The 22,423-nt window shown below is 66.8% G+C and carries 23 protein-coding genes; 16 read left to right on the forward strand and 7 right to left on the reverse strand.

Annotated features, from left to right (window positions below):
- The first annotated feature begins 207 nt into the window (after positions 1-207).
- The 8 genes from AC0Z2B_RS13985 to AC0Z2B_RS14020 all read left to right on the forward strand — a co-directional run bounded on the left by AC0Z2B_RS13985 (position 208) and on the right by AC0Z2B_RS14020 (position 8,242).
- Positions 208-423: a hypothetical protein gene (locus AC0Z2B_RS13985; protein WP_416424798.1), complete on the forward strand. Its 216-nt coding sequence runs from the start codon at positions 208-210 to the stop codon at positions 421-423.
- 113 nt (positions 424-536) lie between these two features.
- Complete coding sequence (locus AC0Z2B_RS13990) at positions 537-1,256, forward strand: gluconate 2-dehydrogenase subunit 3 family protein (protein WP_476297354.1); 720 nt, start codon at positions 537-539, stop codon at positions 1,254-1,256.
- Between the two features lie 66 nt (positions 1,257-1,322).
- The gene (locus AC0Z2B_RS13995) at positions 1,323-3,095 is read left to right on the forward strand and encodes a GMC family oxidoreductase (RefSeq protein ID WP_476297356.1); all 1,773 of its coding nucleotides are present in this window, start codon (positions 1,323-1,325) and stop codon (positions 3,093-3,095) included.
- Positions 3,092-4,423: a c-type cytochrome gene (locus AC0Z2B_RS14000; RefSeq protein ID WP_476297358.1), complete on the forward strand. Its 1,332-nt coding sequence runs from the start codon at positions 3,092-3,094 to the stop codon at positions 4,421-4,423. The genes AC0Z2B_RS13995 and AC0Z2B_RS14000 overlap by 4 nt, the downstream gene beginning before the upstream one ends.
- Positions 4,424-4,594: 171 nt before the next feature.
- Entirely contained in the window at positions 4,595-5,500 is a 906-nt protein-coding gene (folE2, locus tag AC0Z2B_RS14005) for a GTP cyclohydrolase FolE2 (RefSeq protein WP_476297360.1), read from the forward strand.
- A 220-nt stretch (positions 5,501-5,720) separates the two neighbouring features.
- A complete protein-coding gene (locus AC0Z2B_RS14010) occupies positions 5,721-6,473 on the forward strand; it encodes an ATP-binding cassette domain-containing protein (protein ID WP_473002650.1) in 753 nt (250 codons plus the stop codon).
- Complete coding sequence (locus tag AC0Z2B_RS14015; protein ID WP_476297362.1) at positions 6,470-7,339, forward strand: metal ABC transporter permease; 870 nt, start codon at positions 6,470-6,472, stop codon at positions 7,337-7,339. Before AC0Z2B_RS14010 ends, AC0Z2B_RS14015 begins: the two co-directional genes overlap by 4 nt.
- 9 nt (positions 7,340-7,348) lie before the next feature.
- Complete coding sequence (locus AC0Z2B_RS14020; RefSeq protein WP_476297363.1) at positions 7,349-8,242, forward strand: metal ABC transporter substrate-binding protein; 894 nt, start codon at positions 7,349-7,351, stop codon at positions 8,240-8,242.
- 63 nt (positions 8,243-8,305) lie between these two features.
- Here AC0Z2B_RS14020 and AC0Z2B_RS14025 read toward each other — a convergent pair whose 3' ends face one another.
- From AC0Z2B_RS14025 to AC0Z2B_RS14035, 3 genes are read right to left on the reverse strand one after another with little or no spacing between them, the layout of a single operon-like run.
- Positions 8,306-9,553, reverse strand: a complete 1,248-nt coding sequence (locus tag AC0Z2B_RS14025) for an arsenic transporter (RefSeq protein ID WP_476297365.1) — start codon at positions 9,551-9,553, stop codon at positions 8,306-8,308.
- Positions 9,554-10,789 (reverse strand): MFS transporter, encoded by a 1,236-nt coding sequence (locus tag AC0Z2B_RS14030; RefSeq protein ID WP_476297366.1) that lies wholly within the window; start codon positions 10,787-10,789, stop codon positions 9,554-9,556. It abuts the gene before it with no gap.
- A gap of 9 nt (positions 10,790-10,798) precedes the next feature.
- The gene (locus AC0Z2B_RS14035; RefSeq protein ID WP_473002645.1) at positions 10,799-11,374 is read right to left on the reverse strand and encodes an NAD(P)H-dependent oxidoreductase; all 576 of its coding nucleotides are present in this window, start codon (positions 11,372-11,374) and stop codon (positions 10,799-10,801) included.
- A 146-nt stretch (positions 11,375-11,520) separates the two neighbouring features.
- Between AC0Z2B_RS14035 and AC0Z2B_RS14040 the strand changes: the two genes are divergently transcribed.
- A complete protein-coding gene (locus tag AC0Z2B_RS14040; RefSeq protein ID WP_476297368.1) occupies positions 11,521-12,222 on the forward strand; it encodes a tRNA (adenine(22)-N(1))-methyltransferase in 702 nt (233 codons plus the stop codon).
- A 173-nt stretch (positions 12,223-12,395) separates the two neighbouring features.
- On the opposite strand, the gene alkB is transcribed toward AC0Z2B_RS14040, so the two are convergent.
- Genes alkB through AC0Z2B_RS14055 form a run of 3 tightly spaced genes read right to left on the reverse strand, consistent with a single transcriptional unit; the run spans position 12,396 to position 13,570 of the window.
- Complete coding sequence (gene alkB, locus AC0Z2B_RS14045) at positions 12,396-13,058, reverse strand: DNA oxidative demethylase AlkB (protein ID WP_476297370.1); 663 nt, start codon at positions 13,056-13,058, stop codon at positions 12,396-12,398.
- 24 nt (positions 13,059-13,082) lie between these two features.
- A complete protein-coding gene (locus AC0Z2B_RS14050) occupies positions 13,083-13,244 on the reverse strand; it encodes a hypothetical protein (RefSeq protein ID WP_416424785.1) in 162 nt (53 codons plus the stop codon).
- A 23-nt stretch (positions 13,245-13,267) separates the two neighbouring features.
- A complete protein-coding gene (locus AC0Z2B_RS14055) occupies positions 13,268-13,570 on the reverse strand; it encodes a DUF1883 domain-containing protein (protein WP_027977603.1) in 303 nt (100 codons plus the stop codon).
- A gap of 154 nt (positions 13,571-13,724) precedes the next feature.
- Here AC0Z2B_RS14055 and AC0Z2B_RS14060 point away from each other — a divergent pair, with 154 nt between their 5' ends.
- Positions 13,725-14,081: a hypothetical protein gene (locus tag AC0Z2B_RS14060; RefSeq protein WP_476297372.1), complete on the forward strand. Its 357-nt coding sequence runs from the start codon at positions 13,725-13,727 to the stop codon at positions 14,079-14,081.
- Between the two features lie 16 nt (positions 14,082-14,097).
- Here AC0Z2B_RS14060 and AC0Z2B_RS14065 read toward each other — a convergent pair whose 3' ends face one another.
- Positions 14,098-14,376: a hypothetical protein gene (locus tag AC0Z2B_RS14065; RefSeq protein WP_476297374.1), complete on the reverse strand. Its 279-nt coding sequence runs from the start codon at positions 14,374-14,376 to the stop codon at positions 14,098-14,100.
- 328 nt (positions 14,377-14,704) lie between these two features.
- Here AC0Z2B_RS14065 and galU point away from each other — a divergent pair, with 328 nt between their 5' ends.
- The 6 genes from galU to AC0Z2B_RS14095 all read left to right on the forward strand — a co-directional run bounded on the left by galU (position 14,705) and on the right by AC0Z2B_RS14095 (position 22,278).
- Positions 14,705-15,544: a UTP--glucose-1-phosphate uridylyltransferase GalU gene (galU, locus tag AC0Z2B_RS14070; protein ID WP_476297376.1), complete on the forward strand. Its 840-nt coding sequence runs from the start codon at positions 14,705-14,707 to the stop codon at positions 15,542-15,544.
- Between the two features lie 366 nt (positions 15,545-15,910).
- Positions 15,911-17,266 carry a glutathione-disulfide reductase gene (gene gorA / locus AC0Z2B_RS14075; RefSeq protein WP_476297378.1) on the forward strand — a complete coding sequence of 452 codons (1,356 nt, stop codon included), beginning with the start codon at positions 15,911-15,913 and terminating at the stop codon, positions 17,264-17,266.
- 304 nt (positions 17,267-17,570) lie between these two features.
- Positions 17,571-18,107: a fimbrial protein gene (locus AC0Z2B_RS14080; RefSeq protein WP_476297380.1), complete on the forward strand. Its 537-nt coding sequence runs from the start codon at positions 17,571-17,573 to the stop codon at positions 18,105-18,107.
- A 66-nt stretch (positions 18,108-18,173) separates the two neighbouring features.
- Entirely contained in the window at positions 18,174-18,893 is a 720-nt protein-coding gene (locus AC0Z2B_RS14085) for a fimbria/pilus periplasmic chaperone (RefSeq protein ID WP_476297382.1), read from the forward strand.
- Positions 18,890-21,298 (forward strand): fimbria/pilus outer membrane usher protein, encoded by a 2,409-nt coding sequence (locus tag AC0Z2B_RS14090; protein WP_476297383.1) that lies wholly within the window; start codon positions 18,890-18,892, stop codon positions 21,296-21,298. Before AC0Z2B_RS14085 ends, AC0Z2B_RS14090 begins: the two co-directional genes overlap by 4 nt.
- Entirely contained in the window at positions 21,295-22,278 is a 984-nt protein-coding gene (locus AC0Z2B_RS14095; protein ID WP_476297385.1) for a fimbrial protein, read from the forward strand. The genes AC0Z2B_RS14090 and AC0Z2B_RS14095 overlap by 4 nt, the downstream gene beginning before the upstream one ends.
- The last annotated feature ends 145 nt before the right edge of the window (positions 22,279-22,423 follow it).

A 22,423-nucleotide genomic window follows, 5' to 3' on the forward strand; every position in this document is an offset into this window, starting at 1 on the left:
TTATGGGTGGCCCGGCCCGCAGGTACCGGGTTGCCAGCACGGTAAACCGCCAGCCGCCGGCGCCACCAACTCAATGTGCGCATGCCACGCATTGCCGGGGTAAATACGTGCTTGCTTGATACACATCACTTGACCCGGTAAATGGCTGAAATCAAACCGAAACATTGTTGTCCTACAGTCCACGCCGACATAACGAGGACAGACTCTGTGAACCGACCTGCAAGACACCTGCGCAAGACCCTGGACGCCGTGGCAGCCAACAACCAGTCGGCGGCCCTGGACGTGATGCGCGCCCTCGACCAGCTGGGCGACGAGGTGCTGCGCCAGCGCCTGCTGGGGGTGATCCACCGCCTCAACCAGGACGCCGAAGAACTGCGCCTGGCCCGTGACGAGGTGCAGGGCACCCAGGTGAAACGCGCCTGAACCTGCCCGGTGGTCATTCTTCATCCAAGCGGGTTTGACAAGCTTTGGATACCTGATTTGCTTCACTCAAAGGCCCCTAGAAGAGCCTGCACAGCCTGAGTGGAGAACGCTTCATGCAACGTCGAGAGGTACTTACGTCCATCGTCGTGCTCGCCGCCGCTGGCACGCTTCCCCCGGCCAAGTCCGCCATCATTCGTGGCGAAGCGCCCTGGGCCCCCGAGTCCACCCAGCCACCCGAGCCGTTCAAGGCGGGCGGGCTGACCTTTCTCGCCGCCGCCGAAGCCAAGACCCTGAGCGCCATCGCCGACCGCCTGATCCCGGCGGATGAACTGGGCATGGGCGCCACCGAGGCCGGCTGCGTGCAATTCATCGACCGCCAACTGGCCGGGCCGTTCGGCAACGCCGGCACCCAATACCGCGAGGGGCCGTTCCTGGAAGGCACTGCGCAGCAGGGGCCACAGTTCAAGCAGACCCCCGCCGAGCGCTACCGCAGCGCCCTGGCCGCGCTGGAGCAGTACTGCAACGCCCAGGAGCAAAAGGCGTTCAGCGACCTGGCGCCCGAGCGCCAGGACACCTTGCTGACCCTGCTCGAAGCCGGCACCTTGCCGCTGCCCGGCATGAACCCGGCCGCCGTTGCCGGCTTCTTCAACCTGGTGCTGCAGAACGTGCGCGAAGGCTATTTCGCCGACCCGATCTACGGCGGCAACAAGGACATGGTGGGCTGGAAGCTGGTGGGTTTCCCGGGCGCGCAGTACGACTTTCGCGACGTCATCGAGCAACGCGGCCAGAAGCTGGACATCATTCCGGTAAGTATGGTGCAGCGCGACACCTGACGCCGCTTGCCGGTTGTCCCTACTGGTCTGCTTCTGCTTCTGCTTTTGTGCAAGGAGTATCGCCCGATGGCAAATTCTCTTCCCAAAGCCGACGTGGTCATCGTCGGGCTGGGTTGGGCCGGTTCGTTGATGGCCAACGAACTGACCCTGGCCGGCCTCAACGTGGTGGCCATTGAACGCGGCGCATGGCGCGACACCAGTTCGCAGTACCCCACCAGCATCGACACCGACGAGCTGCGCTTCGCCAGCCGCCGCGGCATGCTGCAGCCCCAGGCGGTGGAAACCCTGACCTTCCGCAACACGCCGCTGCAGCAGGCGCTGCCCCTGCGTGACTGGAACTGCTACCAGTTCGGCTGGGACGTGGGCGGCGCCGGCACCCACTGGAACGGCATGACCTGGCGCTTCCTGCCCTACGACTTCCAGAGCTACAGCCAGACCGTGGAGCGCTACGGCAAGGGCAAGCTGCTCGACGGCTTGCAGGTGCAGGACTGGGGCGTGACCTACGCCGACCTGGAACCCTTCTACGACAAGTTCGAGCGCCTGGCCGGCACCTCCGGCAAGGCCGGCAACATTAACGGCGTCAAGCAGCCGGGCGGCAACGTCTTCGAAGGCCCGCGCAGCCGTGACTACCCCCTGCCGCCGCTGGCGCGCACGCGCCTGGCCGATATCTTCACCAAAGGCACCGAGGCCATGGGCCTGCACCCGTTTGCGGTGCCGGCCGGCAACACCTCCGGCGCCTACGTCAACCCCCTGGGCGTGCACATGGCGCCGTGCACCTACTGCGGCTACTGCGAGTTCTTCGGCTGTGGCAACTGGTCCAAGAGCAGCCCCCAGGCGTGCATCCTGCCGGCCGTGGTGGCCCGCGAGAACTTCACGGTGATCACCGAGTGCGAGGTGTTGCGGGTGAACCTGGCGGCCGATGGCAAGACCGCCACCGGGGTCACCTACGTGGACCGCGCCGGCCAGCAGCACGAGCAGCGCGCCGACATCGTGGTGATCGCCGCCTACCAGATGGACAACGTGCGGCTGATGCTGCTGTCGAAAATCGGCAAGCCCTACAACCATCAGACCGGCGAGGGCGTGGTGGGCCGCAACTACGCCTACCAGACCATCGCCGGCGCCGGCATTTTCTTCGAGAACGAGACCCTCAACCCCTTCATCGGCGCCGGTGCGCTGGCCCAGGCGGTGGACGATTTCAACGGCGACAACTTCGACCACAGCCAGCACGATTTCATCGGCGGTGGCGTGGCCCTGGTGCACTCCACCAACGGCCGGCCCATTGGCCTGGCAGGCAACCTGCCGCCGGACGCGCCGCGCTGGGGCAAGGGCTGGAAGGCCGCCTACAAGCAGAGCTACCAGAACGCCAATTCGGTGTACTGCATGGGCAACAGCTACCCGCACCGCGACGTGTTCCTGGACCTGGACCCGCTGTACAAGGACCGCCATGGCCAGCCGCTGCTGCGGGTGACTTTCGACTGGAACGAGAACGACCGCCGCTCGGCGCATTTCATGGCTGACCGCTCGGTAGAGATCGGCCACGCCATCGGCGCCAGGACCGTGGTGCGCTCCGAGCCCACGGCCAAGCCGTTCTCGCCCATGGACCAGCTGTCGTCGCACACCACCGGTGGCGCGGTGATGGGTGACAACCCGAAAACCAGCGCCCTGAACCGTTACCTGCAGTGCTGGGACGTGCACAACACCTTCGTCGTCGGCGCCTCGGCGTTCGCCAACAACGGTGGCTACAACCCCACCGGCACCGTGGGCGCGCTGACCCTGTGGGCGGCGCAGGCCATCAAGGACCATTACCTCAAGGCCCCTGGCCCATTGGTGAGAACATGAGCGTGCGCACGCGTACGTGGCTGCTGCGTGGCCTGGTTGTGGTGGTCATTGCCGGGGTGGCGTTCGTCGCCTGGAACCTGCGCGGGCCGCGGGCCATCGACCCGGCCGAGCCCGACTTCACCGGCTCGGCCGACACCACGCCCGGCTCGCTGGCCACCAGCGTCGACCCGGTCAAGCGCGGCCTGTACCTGGCGCAACAGGGCGACTGCGTGGCCTGCCACACCGCGCCCGGCGGCAAGCCGTTCGCCGGCGGCCTGGCCCTGGACACCGGCTTTGGCATTGTCTACGCCAGCAACATCACCCCCGACAAGGACACCGGCATCGGCGGCTGGACCGACCAGGAATACCTGCACGCGGTGCGCGACGGCGTCGGCCGGCACGGCGCACCGCTGTACCCGGCCATGCCCTACAACGACTACGCGCTGGTCAGCGACCAGGACCTGCTGGCCATCAAGGCGTACCTGGCCACGGTGCCGGCGGTGAACAACAAGGTGCCAGCACCGCACATGCCGTTCCCCTTCGACATCCGCCAGATGATGTGGGGCTGGAACCTGCTGTTCTTCCGCAACCACACCTACGTGGCCGACAGCGGCCAGTCCGCCGAGTGGAACCGCGGCGCCTACCTGGTGCAGGGCCTGGGCCACTGCACCGCCTGCCACACGCCGAAGAACTTCATCGGTGGTGACAAGAGCGGCCAGCCGCTGCAAGGCTTCCAGCTGCAGGGCTGGTATGCGCCGGAGCTGTCCAACAACCCTTACCAGGGCTTGGGCCAGTGGTCGGTGGAAGAGCTGGTGGGCTATTTGAAGACCGGCGGCAACGTTCACAGCGTGGCGTCCGGGCCCATGGCCGAAGCGGTGTACAACTCGACCCAGCACTTCAACGACGCCGACCTCAAGGCCATGGCCGTGTACCTGAAGAGTCTGCCCGGCTCGGACCACAAGCGCCCCGACGCGCTGCAGGCCGATGACCAGGCCATGGTGCTGGGCAAGCAGATCTACGCGGCGAACTGTGCGGCCTGCCATATTTCCACCGGGCAGGGCGTGGACGGCATGGTCACCTCGTTCAAGGGCGCGGCGGGCATCCAGGCGCCGGACGCCTCCAGCCTGATCCGCACGGTGTTGCTGGGCAGCCGTGGCGCGGCCACCCAGGCCAACCCGACGGCGGCGGCCATGCCCAACTTCAGCTGGAAGCTGTCGGACGCGCAGACGGCGGCGGTGCTGACCTACATCCGCAACAGCTGGGGCAACGCCGCGGCGCCAGTGACCATCGACCAGGTGGCCAACGCCCGCACCAACCTGAAGGCGCGGGAGGTCCTGGGGGATCGCTGACGGGCTCGGCCCGGCCGCCGTAGCCGCTGCCGCCAGGCTGCGCTGGCCTCTGGGTGCACTGGAGATCTTCGGCGGGGATGAGTGCCAGCGCAGCCTTCGGCAGCGGCTACGCTGGTTTCTCTGTCTGCAATGTTATAGCGTAACAATTATTATTGCCATGGACACTTGCCGATGCCCCTCGTTGCTGCGCTTCCCGACGTCGCCCTTACCGACCTACCGCCTGCCCACGGCCCACTGGACTGGGTCGGCATGCAGCACATCGAGCTGCCCGTGCAAGTGGCCGAGCCAGGCTGCCTGGGCACGGTAGCAGCCCAGGCCGATGTGCAGGTCGACCTGCCCGACGCCGCCACCAAGGGCATTCACATGTCGCGCCTGTATCGCTTGCTCGACCTGCTGGAAGGGCAGGCGCTGACCCCGGCCAGCCTGGCCCGGGTGCTGGCGCAGATGGTGGAAAGCCACGCCGACTGCCAGTCCCGCCAGGCGCGCCTGCAACTGGCGTTCACCCTGTTGTGCCGGCGCCCGGCGCTGGTCAGCAGCGGGCTCAGCGGCTGGAAGGGCTACCCGGTGCGCCTGCGTGCCCATTGGCACGCCGGCGTGCTGCAGCTGCGGGCGCGGGTCGAGGTGGGGTATTCGTCGACCTGCCCATGCTCGGCGGCGCTGGCCAGGCAGGTGGTGGAGCAACGTTTCCTCGACCAGTTCGGCCAGCGCGGTGGCCTTGGCGCGCAGGAGGTGGCGGCCTGGCTGCGCGCCAACGCCAGCGCCGCCACGCCCCACAGCCAGCGCAGCGTGGCCAGTATCGAGGTGAGCATTGCCGGGCACGCCGGCACACTGGGCCTGATGGCGCTGATCGACCAGGCCGAGGCCGCCTTGGGCACGCCGCTGCAGACCGCGGTCAAGCGCGCCGACGAGCAGGCCTTCGCGCAGCTTAACGGCGAGCACCTGATGTACGTCGAGGACGCCGCGCGCAAGCTGACCCAGGCGCTACAGGCCAACCATGACCAGGTGCAGGTGTTCGTCTCCCACCGCGAAAGCCTGCACCCCCACGATGCCGTGGCCTGGGCGTCGCCGCCCCCGTAGCAGCGGCCGAAGGCCGCGTCCCATCCCCCCACGATTTCATCAAACGGCACTGGACAGATCTCAATATTGCAATGTTATAGTGTAACAAATCTTGTCGAGTAACCCCCGTGATCCCCCACCCACTTTCCACCCTGACCCGCTCGGCGCTCCAGCGCCTGGCGCTGTCGTTGCTGCCCCTGGCCCTGCTATGGGCCGCTGTCGCCTGGGCGGTGGCCATTCCATGAGCGCCGCCGTCATCCTCGAAGACCTGACCGTCACCTACGAACGCCGCGCCGCCGTGCACCACGTCAGCGGCCGCTTCGACGCCGGCAGCCTCACCGCCGTGGTCGGCCCCAACGGCGCCGGCAAGTCGACGCTGATCAAGGCCATCGTCGGCGTGCTGCAACCGGCCCAGGGCCAGGTGCGCCTGGGCGGCCTCAGCGCCCGCGCCATCGGTTACCTGCCGCAGGCGGCGGAGATCGATCGCAGCTTCCCCATCAGTGTTGCCGACACCGTGGCCATGGGCGCCTGGGGCCAGATCGGCGCCTGGCGCGCGCTCACCGGCGGCCTGGCCCGGCGTGCCCGCGAGGCGCTGGTGGCGGTAGGGCTGGAAGGTTTCGAGGCGCGTGCCATCGGCTCACTATCCTCCGGGCAACTGCAGCGGGTGCTGTTCGCCCGCCTGCTGGTGCAGGACGCCCAGCTGATCGTGCTGGACGAACCCTTTACCGCCATCGACGCGCGCACCACCCACGACCTGCTGCAGCTGGTGCGCACCTGGCACGGCCAGGGCCGCACGGTGATTGCCGTGCTGCACGACCTGGAACAGGTGCGCGAGCATTTCCCGCAGACCCTGCTGCTGGCCCGCGAGCGCATCGGCTGGGGCGCCACGGGTGAGGTGCTGTGCAGCGCCAACCTGCGCCAGGCGCGCAACATGGCCGAGTTCTGGAGCGCCGACGCCGCGCTGTGCCAGGCCGACACGGGAGCGCGGCCATGATGCTCTACAGCAACCTGCTACAGCCGTTCGTGGAGTTCGGTTTCATGCGCCGCGCGCTGGTGGCGTGCCTGGCGCTGGGCATCGGCTCGGGGCCGGTGGGCGTGCTGCTGATGCTGCGGCGCATGAGCCTGGTGGGCGACGCCATGAGCCACGCGGTGCTGCCGGGGGCGGCGCTGGGCTTCCTGGTGGCCGGCCTGTCGCTGCCGGCCATGGGCCTGGGTGGGCTGATCGCCGGGCTCACCGTGGCGCTGTTGGCCGGGCTGGTCAGCCGCCTGACCACGCTGAAGGAAGACGCCAGCTTCGCCAGCTTCTACCTGACCTCGCTGGCGGCCGGGGTGATGATTGTCTCGCTGCACGGCTCCAACATCGACCTGCTGCACGTGCTGTTCGGCACCATCCTGGCCATCGACGACCAGGCCATCTACATGGTCGCCGGCATCGCCTCGTTCACCCTGATGCTGCTGGCGCTGATCTTCCGGCCCCTGGTGCTGGAGTGCTTCGACCCCGGTTTCCTGCGCGCCGTGGGCGGCCGCGGCTCGCTGTACCACGTGCTGTTTTTGCTGCTGGTGGTGCTTAACCTGGTGTCCGGTTTCCAGGCCCTGGGCACGCTGATGGCGGTGGGCATGATGATGCTGCCGGCCACCGCCGCGCGTTTCTGGGCCACTTCGCTGACCGCGCTGATGCTGATCTCGACCCTGATCGCGACGCTGTCCGGGTTGATTGGACTGATCGTCTCTTATCACCTGGGCGTGGCCTCCGGCCCCGCCATCGTGCTCACCGCCAGCGCCTTCTACGGCGTGTCGGTGCTGTTCGGCCGCAGCGGCATGCTGCGGCGCTTCTTCCCCCAACCCCACCTGTCAAACTGAAGGACCACCATGAAACGCACACCCGTTGTGGCTGCTGCTGTGCTTACCCTGTCCGCGTTCAGCGCCCTGGCCCAGGCCAAGCCCCTGGAAGCGGTGGCCTCGTTCACCGTGATTGCCGACATGGTGCACACCGTGGGCGGCGAGCACGTGCACGTGACTTCGCTGATCGGCCCAAACGGCGACCCCCATGTGTACGAGCCGACCCCGGCCGATGCCCAGGCCCTGCGCCACGCCGATATCACCTTCGTCAGCGGCCTGCACCTGGAAGGCTGGATGGACCGGCTGATCACCGCGTCGGGCTACCAGGGCACGCCGGTGGTGCTGTCCACGGGCATCAAGACCCGCAGCATGGAGGAGGATGGCCAGCAGATCACCGACCCCCACGCCTGGAACAGCGCCGCCAATGGCGTGGTGTATGTGCGTAACATCGTCGCCGCGCTGAAGCAGGCCGATCCCGCCGACGCTGCCGAATTCCAGGCCAATGGCGAGCGCTACATCGACCAGCTGCAGGCCCTGGACCGCTACGCCCGCAGCGAGATCGCCAGCATCCCCAAGGCCCAGCGCAAGGTGCTGACCTCCCACGATGCCTTCGGCTACTTCGGTGACGCCTATGGCGTGACGTTCTTGTCGCCGCTGGGCTTCTCCACCGAGAACGAGGCGTCGGCGGCGGACGTGTCGAAGCTGATCCGGCAGATCAAGGGCGAGCACGTCAGCGCCTACTTCTTCGAGAACTCCGGCGACCCGCGGCTGGTCAAGCAGATTGCCGCGGCCACCGGCGCGCAACCGGGTGGCGAGCTGTACGTGGAAGCCCTGAGCCCGGCGGACGGCCCGGCCTCCACCTACGCGAAGATGTTCCATTACAACGTCGACAAGTTGGTGGCGGCGATGAAAGCCGGGCATTGATCGCGATGCAGGCGACGCGATTTATGGGGTATACGCGTTCGCGTGCGCAACCCGCCGATTGCGTCATATCAGCGCCAACGCCGCCAGCAAGGCCGGCGGCATGACCAGCGCGCCCAGCCGCAGGAAGCCCAGGGCGCTGACATGGCCGCCCTCGCGGCGCACCGCAATCAGCCACAACAGGGTCGCCAGCGAGCCGGTCACCGACAGGTTCGGGCCCAGGTCCACGCCAATCAGCAACGCGGCGGTGGTGGCCGTGGGTAGCGGCGCAATCTGGTTCATGGAGCCGGCGATCAGCCCCGCCGGCAGGTTGTTGATCAGGTTGCTGGCCACGCCAATCACCACGCCGCCCAGCCAACCGGCCTGGGTGGGTGACTGCGTGGCCAGCGCCGCCAGTTCCCGCGCCAGCCAGGTGGTGAGCCCGGTCTGGGTCAGGCCCGCCACCAGCACGAACAGCCCTGCCACCAGCGGCAACACCCCCCAGGCCACATGGCGCAGCACCGGCAATGGGCTGGCGCGCTCCAGCAGGTGCACGCCCAGCACCGTCGCCAGGCCGGCGCAGAAGGTCGGCAGGCCCAGTTGCCAATCCAGCGCCGAGGCCAGCAGCAGCACCGCCGCCGTCAGGCCGATGCCCCAGGCGGTCAGCCGCGCGCTGGTGGTTAGCGGCTGGGGCGTGAACTCGGTGGCCAGCGGCGCGCGCAAGGCGTGGCGCTGGCTAAAGCGCAGCACCGCATAGGTCAGCACGATGGCCGCCAGCGACGGCAGGCCGAAGTGCGCCAGCCAGGTGGGCAGCGGCGGCAGGTGGCTGCCGAACACCACCAGGTTGGCGGGGTTGGAGATGGGCAGCACGAAGCTGGCGGCGTTGGCGATGAACGCGCACACGAACAGGTACGGCAGCGGCTCGGCGCGCGCCGCGCGGGCGGCGGCGTACACTGCCGGCGTCAGCACCACGGCGGTGGCGTCGTTGGACAGCAGCACCGTCACCAGCGTGCCGACCAGAAACACCAGGTCGAACAGCCGGGTTGCCGAGCCCTTGGCATGGCCGGCGGCGACCATGGCCAGCCAGTCGAACAGGCCTTTTTGCCGCGCCAGTTCCGCCAGCGCCATCATGCCGATCAGGAACAGGTACACGTCGGTGCCCTTGGCCACCGCTGCCAGGGCGCTGGGCAGCGGGATCAGCCCGGTGCCGGTCAACAGCAGCGCAGCGCCTGCAGCCCAGGCGTATTCGGGCGAGCGCCAGGGGCGCAGCAGGATACCCAGGGTGGCCAGCAGGGCGACGGCCCAGATCAACAGTTGCGTGGGGGTGAAGTGCATTCAGCGGGCTCGGGCAAGGGTAGGGGAGGTGTCTGTGGCGGGCAGTGTCTCCGGCATTTTCACCCACAGCAACAGCAACGCCGCGCAGGCCACTGCGGCCAGGGTCAGGAAGCCGGCGCTGTAGCCGCCCCAGTGCACCATCAGCCCGGCCAGCCCGGCGCTCAGTGCCGCGCCCAGGCCGAACACGGTGGTCACTGCGCCCAGGGCCACGTTGAAGTGGCCGGTGCCCTGGGTCAGGTCCTTGACCATCAGTGGCAGCAGCGCGCCGAACAGGCCGGCGCCGATGCCGTCGAGGGTCTGGATGGCCACCAGCCAGGCGGCGTCATCGGATAGGGTGTAGAGCACGCCGCGCAGCGGCAGAATCAGGAAACCGGCCAGCAGCAGCGGCTTGCGCCCCCACTGGTCGGCGCGGGCACCCACCAGCCAGGCCATGGGCACCATCACCAGCTGGGCGGCGATGATGCAGGCCGAGGTCAGCGGCGTGGCCAGGGCCAGGTCATGCAACGCCAGCTTCTGGCTGACCAGGGGCAGCATGGCGGCGTTGGCCAGGTGGAACAGCGCGCAGCACAGCGCCAGGGTCAGCAGTGGGCGGTTGCCCAGCAGCACGCCCAGGGCCGGGGCGCTCGCGGCGGGTGTTGCTCCGCCCAGGCCGCGGGCCTGCTGGTGGTCGATGGTGCGCGGGTCGATGGCCCAGGTGGCGACGACGCTGGCCAAGGCCATGAACGCCATCAGGTAGAACACCGCCGTGGGCCCCAGCCACAGGGCCAGGGTGCCGGCCAGCAGCGCCGCCACGGCGTTGCCGGCGTGGTTGAAACCTTCGTTGCGCCCGGTGCGGCGGGTGAACGCCCGTGGCCCGACGATGCCCAGGGACAGCGCGGCAATGGCCGGGGCAAACACCGACGCGGCGACGGCGCTGAGCGACTGGGTGATGGCTACCCAGGTAAAGGCGGCGGTCCAGGGCAGTGCCAGGCAGTTGGCCGTCACCAGTAGCGCGGCGATGATCACCGTGCCGCGCTTGCGCTGCGTGCCGTCGATCAGCGCCCCGGCGGGCGTCTGCGCCACCAGGGCGGCGAGGCCGGCCAAGGTCATTACCAGGCCGATCTGCGCGGCGTCCCAGTGGTGCTCGGCCAGCAGGTAGATGGCCAGGTAAGGGCCCAGCCCATCGCGGACGTCGGCCAGGAAGAAATTCAGCGCATCCAGCGCCGCCCCGTCACGGCGAGAGGATGCGCTGTGCATGCGCAGGCTTCAGCGTTTGAGCCGCGCGGCGAACTCGGCCACGCGCTGGCCCAGTAGCTTGGCGGTCTCCAGGTCGCCGCCGCGTGGCGCCTCGTCCGGCGAGGCGTCCGACGGCGACACCGCCAGCGCGCCGCCAAAGCCTGCGGTCCAGTTGATGTCGTTGGGGCCGTGGGCCTTGGTGTTGGCGGGCATCAGGCCGGTGCCGATCCACACCTGGCCGTGCTGCTGGGACAGGGTCCAGAAGTAGGTGATGGTGGAGAACTTGTCGCCGTTCACCGAGGCCGAGTTGGTGAAGCCGGCGGCTACCTTGTCTTTCCAGGCCTGGCCAAACCAGGGCTTGGACGAGGTGTCGGCGAACTTCTTGAACTGCCAGGCCGGCCCGCCCATGTAGGTGGGGCTGCCGTAGATGATGGCGTCGGCGGCGCTGATGGCTTCCCAGTCGGCGTCGCCGAGGTCGCCGTTGGCGTCGATGCGGTACAGCGTGGCCTGGGCGCCCGGTGCTGCGGCGGCGCCGGCGTGCACGGCTTCGGCCTGCTTGGCGGTGTGGCCGTAGCCGCTGAAGTAAACGATGGCGATGGAGGTCATGGGGCAGTTCCACGATAGGGTTGGGAACAAGACACTATAGGTGCAAATTCGTCGGCCCAGCGGTTGAAATTCACCGGCGTCCCCGACAGAATCGCCGCCCGATCCGGCCGCCGAGGCCGGACGCTCGTGGCTACAAGGGGTTGCCGTTGAACCAACAGACATTGTCCATGCGCCTGGCGCGCGTGGCCGCGCAGGTGCCGGCCGGGGCGCGCCTGGCCGATATCGGCTCCGACCACGCCTACCTGCCGGTGGCGCTGCTGCGCCGCGGCGCCATTGCCACGGCGGTGGCCGGCGAGGTGGCGGTGACGCCGTTCCAGGCCGCCGAGCGCACGGTGCGCGACAATGGCCTGGAGGCTGTGGTGACCGTGCGCCTGGCCAACGGCCTGGCGGCCATCGAGCCAGGCGATGGCATCACCGCCATCACGATGTGCGGCATGGGCGGCGAGACCATTCGCGACATCCTGCTGGCTGGCGCTGCGCGCCTGAGCGGCCAGGAACGCTTGGTCCTGCAGCCCAACGGCGGCGAGCAGCCGTTGCGCCAGTGGCTGATGGCCAACCACTACCGCATCATTCACGAGGAAGTGCTGCGCGAGAACCGCTTCGACTACGAGATCATCGTCGCCGAGCGCAGCGGGCCGGTGAGCTACAGCGACCGCGAGCTGTACTTCGGCCCGTTGCAGCTGCAGGCGCGCAGCCCGGCGTTCCTGCTCAAGTGGCAGCACGTGCTGCGCCAGCGGCGCAAGACCCTGGCGCAGTTCGCCCGGGCGCGGCAGGCGGTGCCAGCGGCGAAATTGGCTGAGGTGAACCAGCAGGTGGGGTGGATCAGCGAGTTGCTGGGGGCGTCCTGACGCAGCCTTCGGCAGCTGCTACGCGAATGTGGATATCCCATGGACCGCGTCGCCTGCATCGCGGCCAAGGCCGGCTCCTACCACGAATAGTGTAGGAGCCGACTTTAGTCGCGATGCAGACAACGCCATTTCAAGACAGTTGCTGCTAGCGGCCGCATGGCCGCGTCCGGCGCTCAACCGGCCTTGCGCAGGGTGAAGTTGATGCGCTGGGGGCCCATCACGGCGTGCGTGCCTTCCTTGAGCGGCAGCACGCCGTGGAAGCGCAGGCGGTCGACGCCGCCCCACACCATCACGTCGCCGTGCAGCAACGGCACCCGCAGCGGGCGGTCGCTGCGCGCCAGGCCACCCATCTGGAACATCGCCGGCAGGCCCAGGGACACGGAGACGATGGGCGCATCGTAGTCGCGCTCGTTCTTGTCCTGGTGCAGCGACATGCGCGCGCCGGGCACGTAGCGGTTGATCAGGCAGGCGTCGGGCACGAAATTGGCAAACCCCGCCACCGCGGCGGCTTCACTGGCCAGGCGGCAGAACACCTCGGGCAGGGCAGGCCAGGGCTGGCCGGTGCGCGGGTCGAGCGGGGTGTAGCGGTAGCCCTGGGCGTCGGTGGTCCAGCCCAGGGGGCCGCAATTGCTCAGCGCCACCGACATGGTCTGGCCGCCGGGGGTGAGCATGCGCCGAAAGGGCGCGGCCTTGAGCACGCTGCGCAACGGTGGCAGCAGCTCATCGACGAAGGGCAGGGCGAAGGCGCGCAGCACGAAGGTCTGCGGGCCGAGCTGCTCGACCCGGGGCGGCTGGCGGGTGGCCGCCTCGTCGAACAGTTCCAGGTCCAGGTTCATGGAACGGCTGGCGGGGCAGGGCGCTTACAGCGCCTTGCTGACGCGGATCTCGGTGATCGGCTCGTCGCTGTCGCCATGGATGGCGGCCAGGGCGGCCTTGGCTTCTTCCAGCGAGCCGGTCGCCAGGTGGGCGAAGTCCCAGCGGCGCTCGCCGTTGATTTTGTAGTGGATCACGTACTTGGTCACGAAAAGTTACCTGCGAAAGGGAATCAGCTGAACTTGGAGGCCGAACGGCGCACGATCTTGATCTTGTGGGTGAACGCCTTGCGGTGTGCGCCCATGGCCAGCTTGGCGCCGGTGGTGTCGATGGTGATGTTCCAGAAACCGGTGCTGGGCGCGGTGATCTTGGCCGGGAAGGTATCGAACTGGCCACCATGGTAGGTGTGACGCCCGCCGTTCTTGAAACTGCGGAAGTTAGCGTCGCTCATCAGGCGGATGTTGCAGCGCTGGGAGCACTCGATGACCACCAGGTCATCTTCGTTGAGGTGCTCGCGCTGGTGTACGAATTTCATGTGAATCTCCGGGATGCATCTTTTGGCAAACCAAAACGATACCATGGCAGGCTTCATGGCGCCGCGTTTCCTGCGCAGCGCAGGAAAATTTGCGACCAGGTGGAGCAAATGGCCACTTGGGCGGTCACAGAGTCTTTTGCAAGGGAGTTCGTTTATGAAATGGGCGTGGGTGGCGGTGGTGGCTTTGCTGGGCGGGTGCGCCAGTGTCTCGGACATCGAGAAAAGCCCCGAGACCATGGGGGTGATTTCCGGCAAGTCGCCCAAGGAATTCAGCGATTGCGTGGTCAAGCACCTGGCCGACAGCCGCAAGCCGTCAACCGTCGAACCCTGGCGCGAAGGCTACCGGGTGATCGTGCCGCAGAAACTGTCCTCGGGCCCGGCGGCGGTGATCGACATCGACAAGCGCTCCAACGATGGCAGCAGCATCAAGCTGCATGAGCGCATCTCCAATGTGCCGATCCGCCCCCATGACGTGCAGCGCGCGGTCACGGCCTGTATCTCCGGCGAGTGACCGCGCCACGGCGTGGTTACTTGCACATGATGGTCAGGGTGCGGCTGGTGTAGTTGCCAATGTCGGCGCCCAGGGTCTTGTCGCTGTCCTTGGGGCCGGCGCCGGCGGTGCCAACGATGTCATAGCGGCCGTTGCTGCAGGCGTCGGCGGCTTTCTGGTAGCAGGCGTCCCAGGACGCCGCGGCGCCCGAGCAGTCGATGCTCACGCCCTGCTTGCCGTTCTTCAGCACCGTGGGCGTGGCAGACGCGCAGCCGCCCAGGGCCAGGACCGTGAAAAGTACCAGGAATCTGTTCATCGAATGTTTCATCATAGGCAAGGGTGGAAGGGCGGCGGCACGAACGGCGGCCATCCTGCCGGGGCGCGGGGTGCGCCATCGGGGGACGTCTGATGCTATACAACGCGGCGGGCGGCGAACAGCCCCGCGGTGAAATTCTGCCTTGCCCTTGGCGCGATTGCTGCTAAAACCAATACGGTGGCGTAAATTTGTGTCGCGCGCGGAACTATCTGTAACAGGTTTTCTCTATTTCTCCATTGGTTGGCCGGGGGCAGGGCATTGTAAGGTGGCCTCTGCCTGATTAGACTGCGCCGAAACTCGTAAAGCACAGCCCTTTGTAAGGACTCATATGATCAAGAAATGCTTGTTCCCAGCAGCCGGTTACGGCACTCGCTTCCTGCCAGCGACCAAAGCCATGCCCAAGGAAATGCTGCCGGTGGTCAACAAGCCACTGATCCAATACGGTGTCGAAGAAGCATTGGAAGCTGGCCTGAACCAGATCTCGATCGTCACCGGTCGCGGCAAGCGTGCCCTGGAAGACCACTTCGACATCAGCTATGAGCTGGAAAACCAGATCAAGGGCACCGACAAGGAAAAATACCTGGTCGGTATCCGTCGCCTGCTGGACGAGTGCACCTTCTCGTACACCCGCCAGACCGAAATGAAAGGCCTGGGCCATGCCATCCTCACCGGCCGCCCGCTGATCGGCGACGAACCCTTCGCCGTGGTCCTGGCGGATGACCTGTGCGTGAACCTGGAAGGCGACGGCGTGCTGGCCCAGATGGTCAAGCTGTACAACCAGTTCCGTTGCTCGATCGTGGCCATCCAGGAAGTCGACCCGTCGGAAACCAACAAGTACGGCGTTATCGCCGGCGAGATGATTCGCGACGACATCTACCGCGTCAACAGCATGGTCGAGAAGCCAAAGCCTGAAGATGCGCCGTCGAACCTGGCCATCATCGGCCGTTACATCCTGACTCCGGACATCTTCGACCTGATCGAGCAGACCGAGCCAGGCAAGGGCGGCGAGATCCAGATCACCGACGCCCTGATGAAACAGGCCCAGGCCGGTTGCGTGCTGGCGTACAAGTTCAAGGGCCAGCGTTTCGACTGCGGCGGTGCCGAAGGCTACATCGACGCCACCAACTTCTGCTTCGAGAACTTCTACAAGACTGGCAAGGCGTTCTGACGCCAGGCTGGTTGATGCGACACCCGACGCCGCGGCCTTGAAAGCCGCGGCGTTTTCATTTCTGCGCCCGTGGCCTCGTGACGCGGCCTGGCGGCCGCTGCTACGCGTTTATGGCAATCGCGTAGCAGCTGCCGCAGGCGGCGTCCGAATGCCCCGCGGTGCCATCGAAAATACGCGGCGCCGGCAGACGCGGCCTGGCGGCCGCTGCTACGGGTTTATGGCAATCCTGTAGCAGCTGCCGCAGGCTGCGTCCGAATGCCCCGCGGTGCCATCGAAAATAAGACGCGGCCTGGCGGCCGCTGTTACGGGGGCGCGTGGCCCGGTTGGGTAGGGTAGTATTGGTTCCCTGCCAAGGAGACTTAAGCAATGGCCCACGATTTTGATCTGTTTGTAATAGGCGCCGGTTCCGGCGGTGTCCGCGCGGCGCGCTTTGCCGCAGGTTTCGGCGCCAAGGTGGCCGTGGCGGAAAGCCGCTACCTGGGCGGCACCTGTGTCAACGTCGGCTGCGTGCCGAAGAAACTGCTGGTGTACGGCGCCCACTTCGCCGAGGACTTCGAGCAGGCCCAAGGCTTCGGCTGGACCCTGGGCGAGGCCGATTTCAACTGGCAAACCCTGATCGGCAACAAGAACCGCGAGATTCAGCGCCTCAACGGCATCTACCGCAACCTGCTGGTCAACAGCGGCGTGACGCTGCTCGAAGGCCATGCGCGCATCGTCGACGCCCACCACGTGGAAGTCGATGGCCAGCGCTTCAGCACCGAACGCATCCTGATTGCCACCGGCGGCTGGCCGCAGATCCCGGACATTCCGGGCCGCGAGCACGCCATCACCTCCAACGAGGCGTTCTTCCTGCCGCAGCTGCCCAAACGCGTGCTGGTGGTGGGCGGCGGCTACATCGCCGTGGAGTTCGCCGGCATCTTCCACGGCCTGGGCGCCGACACCACGCTGCTGTACCGCAAGGACCTGTTCCTGCGCGGCTTCGACCGCTCGGTGCGCGAACACCTGAGCGAAGAGCTGACCAAGCGCGGCCTGAACCTGCAGTTCAACAGCGACATCCAGCGTATCGACAAGCAGGCCGACGGCACCCTGGCCGCGACCCTCAAGGACGGCCGCGTGCTGGAGGCCGATTGCATCTTCTACGCCACCGGCCGCCGGCCGATGCTCGACAACCTGGGCCTTGAAAACGTCGCGGTGAAGCTCGACGACAAGGGCTTCATCGCCGTGGACGAGCAGTTCCAGACCAGCGAGCCGTCGATCCTGGCCCTGGGCGACGTGATCGGCCGCGTGCAGCTGACGCCGGTGGCCCTGGCCGAAGGCATGGCCGTGGCCCGCCGCCTGTTCAAGCCCGAACAGTACCGCCCGGTGGACTATGCCTACATTCCCACTGCTGTATTCAGCCTGCCGAACATTGGCACCGTGGGCCTCACCGAAGAGCAGGCGCTGGAGCAAGGCCATGAGGTGAAAATCTTCGAAAGCCGCTTCCGGCCCATGAAGCTGACCCTCACCGAGTGCCAGGAGCGTACCTTGATGAAATTGGTGGTGGATGCCAGCACCGATCGCGTCCTGGGCGTGCACATGGTCGGCCCGGAGGCTGGGGAAATCATTCAGGGGTTGGCGGTGGCGTTGAAGGCCGGCGCGACCAAGCAGGTATTCGATGAAACCATCGGGGTCCATCCGACGGCGGCCGAAGAATTTGTGACCATGCGGTCATCGGTGCGTTAAGTACGTATCAAAATGTACTAGCTGTTGTTTTCAACAGGTTACGGTGGATCCATTTTGTGGTATCCACCGTAACCTTTTTTAGCCCATTACTCTCCTTGTTACATCTCCAAAAACCCCGTCCTAAAGCCTTTCTGTGCGTGGCTTCTACGAGTGTCCTATAGCTCTGGCGCCTAGGTCCTACACGTTCGGCAAATCCTTCCGACGTTCTTTTTGAGTGAGCCAATTACATACTGGGCCGGCGCAATCGAGCGCTGCGGCAGCGATGAGCGCTGTCGTTCACTAGGTAGGGATAAGGAACGCTTCCATGAAAATGAAATTAGCCACGGCGGTAACCGCCTTATGTGCCGCGCTGTCGCTGCCGGCGGCGTTTGCCGCGGACGGCCAGATTGATTTCGTCGGCGAAATCAAGGGCAACACCTGCAAGATCAACGGCGGGCAACCGAACTTCCAGGTCGACCTGCCACCGGTGTCGCGCACCGCACTGGCCACGGTCGGGCAAAGCGCAGGCCGCACGCGTTTTGACTTGCAGCTCACCGAATGCATGCCTGATACCGGCAAGGTCGCCACCTATTTCGAGGCCGGTCCCACCATTAGCCCCACCAGTGGCCGGCTGGTCACCGACACCGGCGCCGGCCAGGCCGACTTCGTCGAAGTGGCACTGCTCAACGACGGCTTCCAGCAGATGGAACTGAACCAGGCCTTCCCGGGCCAGAAGTCCCAGGCCGTGGACATCGTGGCAGGCAACGCCAACCTCGAGTACTACGCCGAATACGTTGCCACCGGCGTGGTGACGGCGGGTGAGGTGAACACACGGGTGATGTACTCCCTCGTCTATCCGTGATGGTGCCGCGCATGGCCTGCCTGCCGGCAGGCCATGCGTCGTTGTTGTAGCGAAGGGATTCCCTCCATGTTCAAGCCTGTTTTTGCCGTGCTGGCGGCGTTGCTGCTGGCAGCGCCTGCCCATGCCAGCGTGATCATTGGCGCTACCCGGGTCATCTACCCGGCCGGCGCGCCCGAAGTCACCGTGCAACTGCTCAACCCCGACGCCGCGCCAGCGCTTGTGCAGGCGTGGCTGGACGACGGCGACGCGGGGGCCAGCCCGCAGACCCTGGCCGTCCCCTTTATCGTCAGCCCGGCGATGGTGCGCATCGAGGCCAGCCAAGGCCAGGCGCTACGGGTGATGCATACCGGCGAGCCCCTGGCGGCCGACCGCGAGAGCCTGTTCTGGCTCAACGTATTGCAAATCCCGCCTCGGGGCGAGGCGGGCAACAACCAATTGCAGATGGCGATTCGCACGCGAATCAAACTGATGTTTCGGCCCCAGGGCCTGCAAGGCCGTGCGGCCGATGCGCCTGCGGCTGTGCGCTGGAGCGTGCGCCGTGAGCAGCAACAGTGGGTGGTCGAAGGTCACAACCCAAGGCCGTTCGTGGTCAACCTCGGCGCGGTCGAACTGCGCGTCGCCGGCCAGGTCCTGGAGGCGGGGGCGGGGCACATCCCACCGTTCGGCAGCGCGCGTTTTCCCCTGCAAGGGACGGCAGCGCCAGGCGCGACCGCGCAGGTTAACTACATTGCCCTGGATGACTACGGGGCCGGGCGCCCAGGCGAAGCCCAGGTAGCGTTGCCATGAAGCGCCTGCGGTTCTCCGGGCTGCTGGCCGGTGGCGGGCTGCAGCTGGCCGTGGCGGCGCAGGTGCCCGAGCCGATCGAATTCGAGCAGCGTTTCCTGCGGCCTGGTGCTGCCGGCAACGTGGACTTGAGCGTGTTCTCGCAACCGGCGCGGGTGTTGCCAGGCGACTATTGGCTGCAGGTGCAGGTCAACCAGCGGCCCTTGGGGCGCCTGTTGATCCCTTATCGCCAGGGTGTGGGTGAAGCGGGCGCCCATGGCTGTTTCGACCGGCCGCTGCTGCGGCAGCTGGGGGTGGCCGTGGACGCATTGCCCAAGGGCGGCGACGCCTGTCGTCGTCTTGGGGAATGGCTGCCCGGGGCGGCCGAACACCTGGATTTCCCCCAACAGCGCCTCGCGCTGGACATCCCCCAGGCCTGGCAGGCGCGCGAGCCCGACGGCTTTGTGGATGCCGAGTCATGGGACTGGGGGGTGACCAGTGCCTTCAGCAGCTACGACCTGTCGGTGTTCGACGTCGACAGCGGCCAGGGAAACGCCCATACGCAAACCTATGCTGGCCTGTCCAGCGGCCTGAACCTGGGCAGCTGGCATTGGCGGCACCAAGGCAGCCTCTCAAGCGACGGTGGCTACCAGACCCTGAGCCACTACCTGCAACGGGAGGTTGCGCCATGGGGCGCGCAACTGCGCCTGGGTCAGGTCACCACCCAGGGCGATCTGCTCGATGCCCAGCAGCTGCGTGGCATCCACCTGTTCAGTGATGACCGCATGCTGCCGGCCTCCCAGCGCGGCTACGCGCCGGTGGTGCGCGGCGTGGCACGGGGCAACGCACGGGTGGCCATCCGCCAGGGCGAACGGCTGCTGCGTGAAGTGGTGGTCCCCCCGGGCGCCTTCGTGATCGACGACCTCTACGCGGCCAGCGTGGGCGGCGACCTGCAGGTCACGGTCAGCGAAGCCGACGGCAGCGAGCAGCGCTTTACCGTGACCAACGCCGCCGCCCCGCTGGCGTTGCGCGAAGGCCGGTCGCGTTTCGGCCTCAGCGTGGGGCAATTGCAGGAGCAGGTGCATGCACAGGCGCCGTGGTTCGCCCAAGGCACCTGGCAGCAGGGCCTGAGCGATAGCTTTACTGGCTACATGGGCACCACCCTGGCCGCCGATTATCAACAATGGCTGCTGGGCTCGGCGCTGAACACGCCGGTTGGCGCGGTCGGCCTCGACCTGGCGCGCGCCCAGGCCGATGGCGAGCAGGGTGGGCGACTTCGCCTGTCCTACGGCACCTTGTTGATGGCCAGCGACACCCGCCTGGGCCTGAGTTACCAGCAGGCCACCGGGCCCGGTTACCGCACCCTGGCCCAGGCGTACGACCACCGTGCATTGAGCTTGCGTGAGCGCGCGCGCACCACCGCCAGCATCAATCAGCCGCTGGGCAGCGCCTGGGGGCAGCTCAATGGCAGCGCCTGGCATTCCAGCAGCTGGGAGGGCGGCGGCGATCGCCTGGGCTATTCGCTGGGCTACGCCAACCGCTTTGCCGACCTGGGGTATGTGCTGACCGCCAGCCGCGAGCGGGACCTGCATGGCCGCGATGAAACGGTGTGGCAGCTGAACCTGAGCCTGCCCCTGGGGGGCGGCCGCGGCAACCTGACTGCGGGCCTCAACCAGGGTAGCCAGGGCCACCAGGCGCAGGCCGGGTACCGCAATGGCACCGACCGCTACAACTACGGCGTCAGCGTCAGCGAAGGCCGGGGCACGGCGCAGTTCAATGGCTTCGGCGGCTGGCGGGCACCCTATGGTGAACTCAGCGCCTCGCTGGGGCAGGGGGACCGCAGCCGCCAGGTGTCGGCGGGGGCCCGTGGCGCGGTGGTTGCCCACCCCGGCGGCGTGACCTTTGCGCAACCGCTGGCCGAAACCTTCGCCATCGTCGAGGTGCCCGAGGCCAAGGGCGCCCGGGTGGTCAACGGCAGTCAGGTACGCGTCGATGGTCGTGGCCACGCCATTGTCCCGCAACTGGTGCCTTACCAGCTGAACCGGGTCGAGGTGGACCCCACGGGCTTGCCGCTGGACGTGGAACTGGCCACCAACAGCCAGCAGGTGGCGCCGCGTGCCGGGGCGGTGCCCTTGTTGCGCTACCCGACCCGCACGGGGCGCACGGCATTGATCGATCTGCGCCTTGCGGCTGGCGGTCCTTTGCCCTTCGGCGCCCAGGTCAGCGACGACAGTGGCGCGGCATTGGGCGTGGTAGGGCAGGGCAGCCGGGTGTTGGCCAGGGGGCTGCAAGGCAAGGGGCAGTTGCAGGTGCAATGGGGTGGCCAGCAGGCGCAGCGCTGCGTCGCCGACTACGAAATGGAGACGGCTGGCAAGGCGCTTCAGGTGATGAAGGCGACCTGCGTGCCTGAACAGGGGAAGACACCATGAAGGCACTACACGCGATGGCTTTGGCCTGCCTGCTGGCTGCAGGCAGCGCCGCCCATGGCGCCTGTGCGTTTTCCCCGGACAGCGGGCACCGGATGGTGTCGGCGGACCTTGGCGCTCAAGTGATCGTCTCGTCGATGGCGGCCGTGGGCGACATCCTCTGGCAAGGCACCGCCAAGGGTAATTCGGCGAGGGTCGAGTGCACCCAGCCAGATGAGCTGGACAATGGCTTGCTTGCCGACCCTGGGCCACAGCAGGGCCCTGGGGTCTACCCGACCAATGTGGCGGGCGTGGGCATGCGTATCGAGGAGGAAAGCTCAGGGCAGCCGCTGCATTGGCCGCGTCTGCGCAGCGCCATCGGCGCGGGCAGTTTCAATGCAACGCCTGCCTATTTCATCACATTGGTCAAGACCGGTGATATTCATGAGGATCGCTTGCGTCTGTCCAGCGCTGGCGCTTCCCGGCGCTATGGCGCGTTGGAGGCGATCCGTCTGCAGTTCGATCGCGACGTTGACATCGTGCTGCGCCAGCCCACCTGCAGCGTGGCCCCAGGCAGCCAGTACATCATGGTGGACCTGGGCGCCCCGCTGGTGCGTGACTTCAACGGACCGGGCAGCGGCTCGGGGCTGGTGCCCTTCAACCTGCGCCTGGCCTGCCATGGCGGAGGGGGCGGGGACAGGTTGTACGTGTCGGTGGTTCTGACCGACGCCACCGATCCTTCCAACCGCAGCAAGGTCCTTGGCTTGCGCCAGGATGCTCGTGCGCAAGGCGTGGGCGTGGAGATTCAGTTCCAGGGCAACCCGGTCCAGCTGGGCCCCGAATCCGCCGCCGATGGCGATCCTGCCCGCTGGCCTGCGGGCAGCGTGATAAACGGCCAGGTGACGTTCGATGTACCGCTGCAGGCGCGCTACCTGCAGACCGAAAACACCATCACTGCCGGCAGTGCAGGGGCGTTGGCGACATTCACCTTCGCCTACGACTGATCTTCATGCAATTCTTCTATATATTAGGCGCGCTGATAGGTAAAACCAATCACGCACATCAGCTTTGCCAATGAGCGCTCCAGCGCTCACTTGGCTAGGATGAGCCCTACAAAGTTTTCACCCCTTTCGACAACCCATGGAGATT

The sequence above is a fragment of the Pseudomonas sp. GYB4201 genome, from assembly GCF_056312595.1.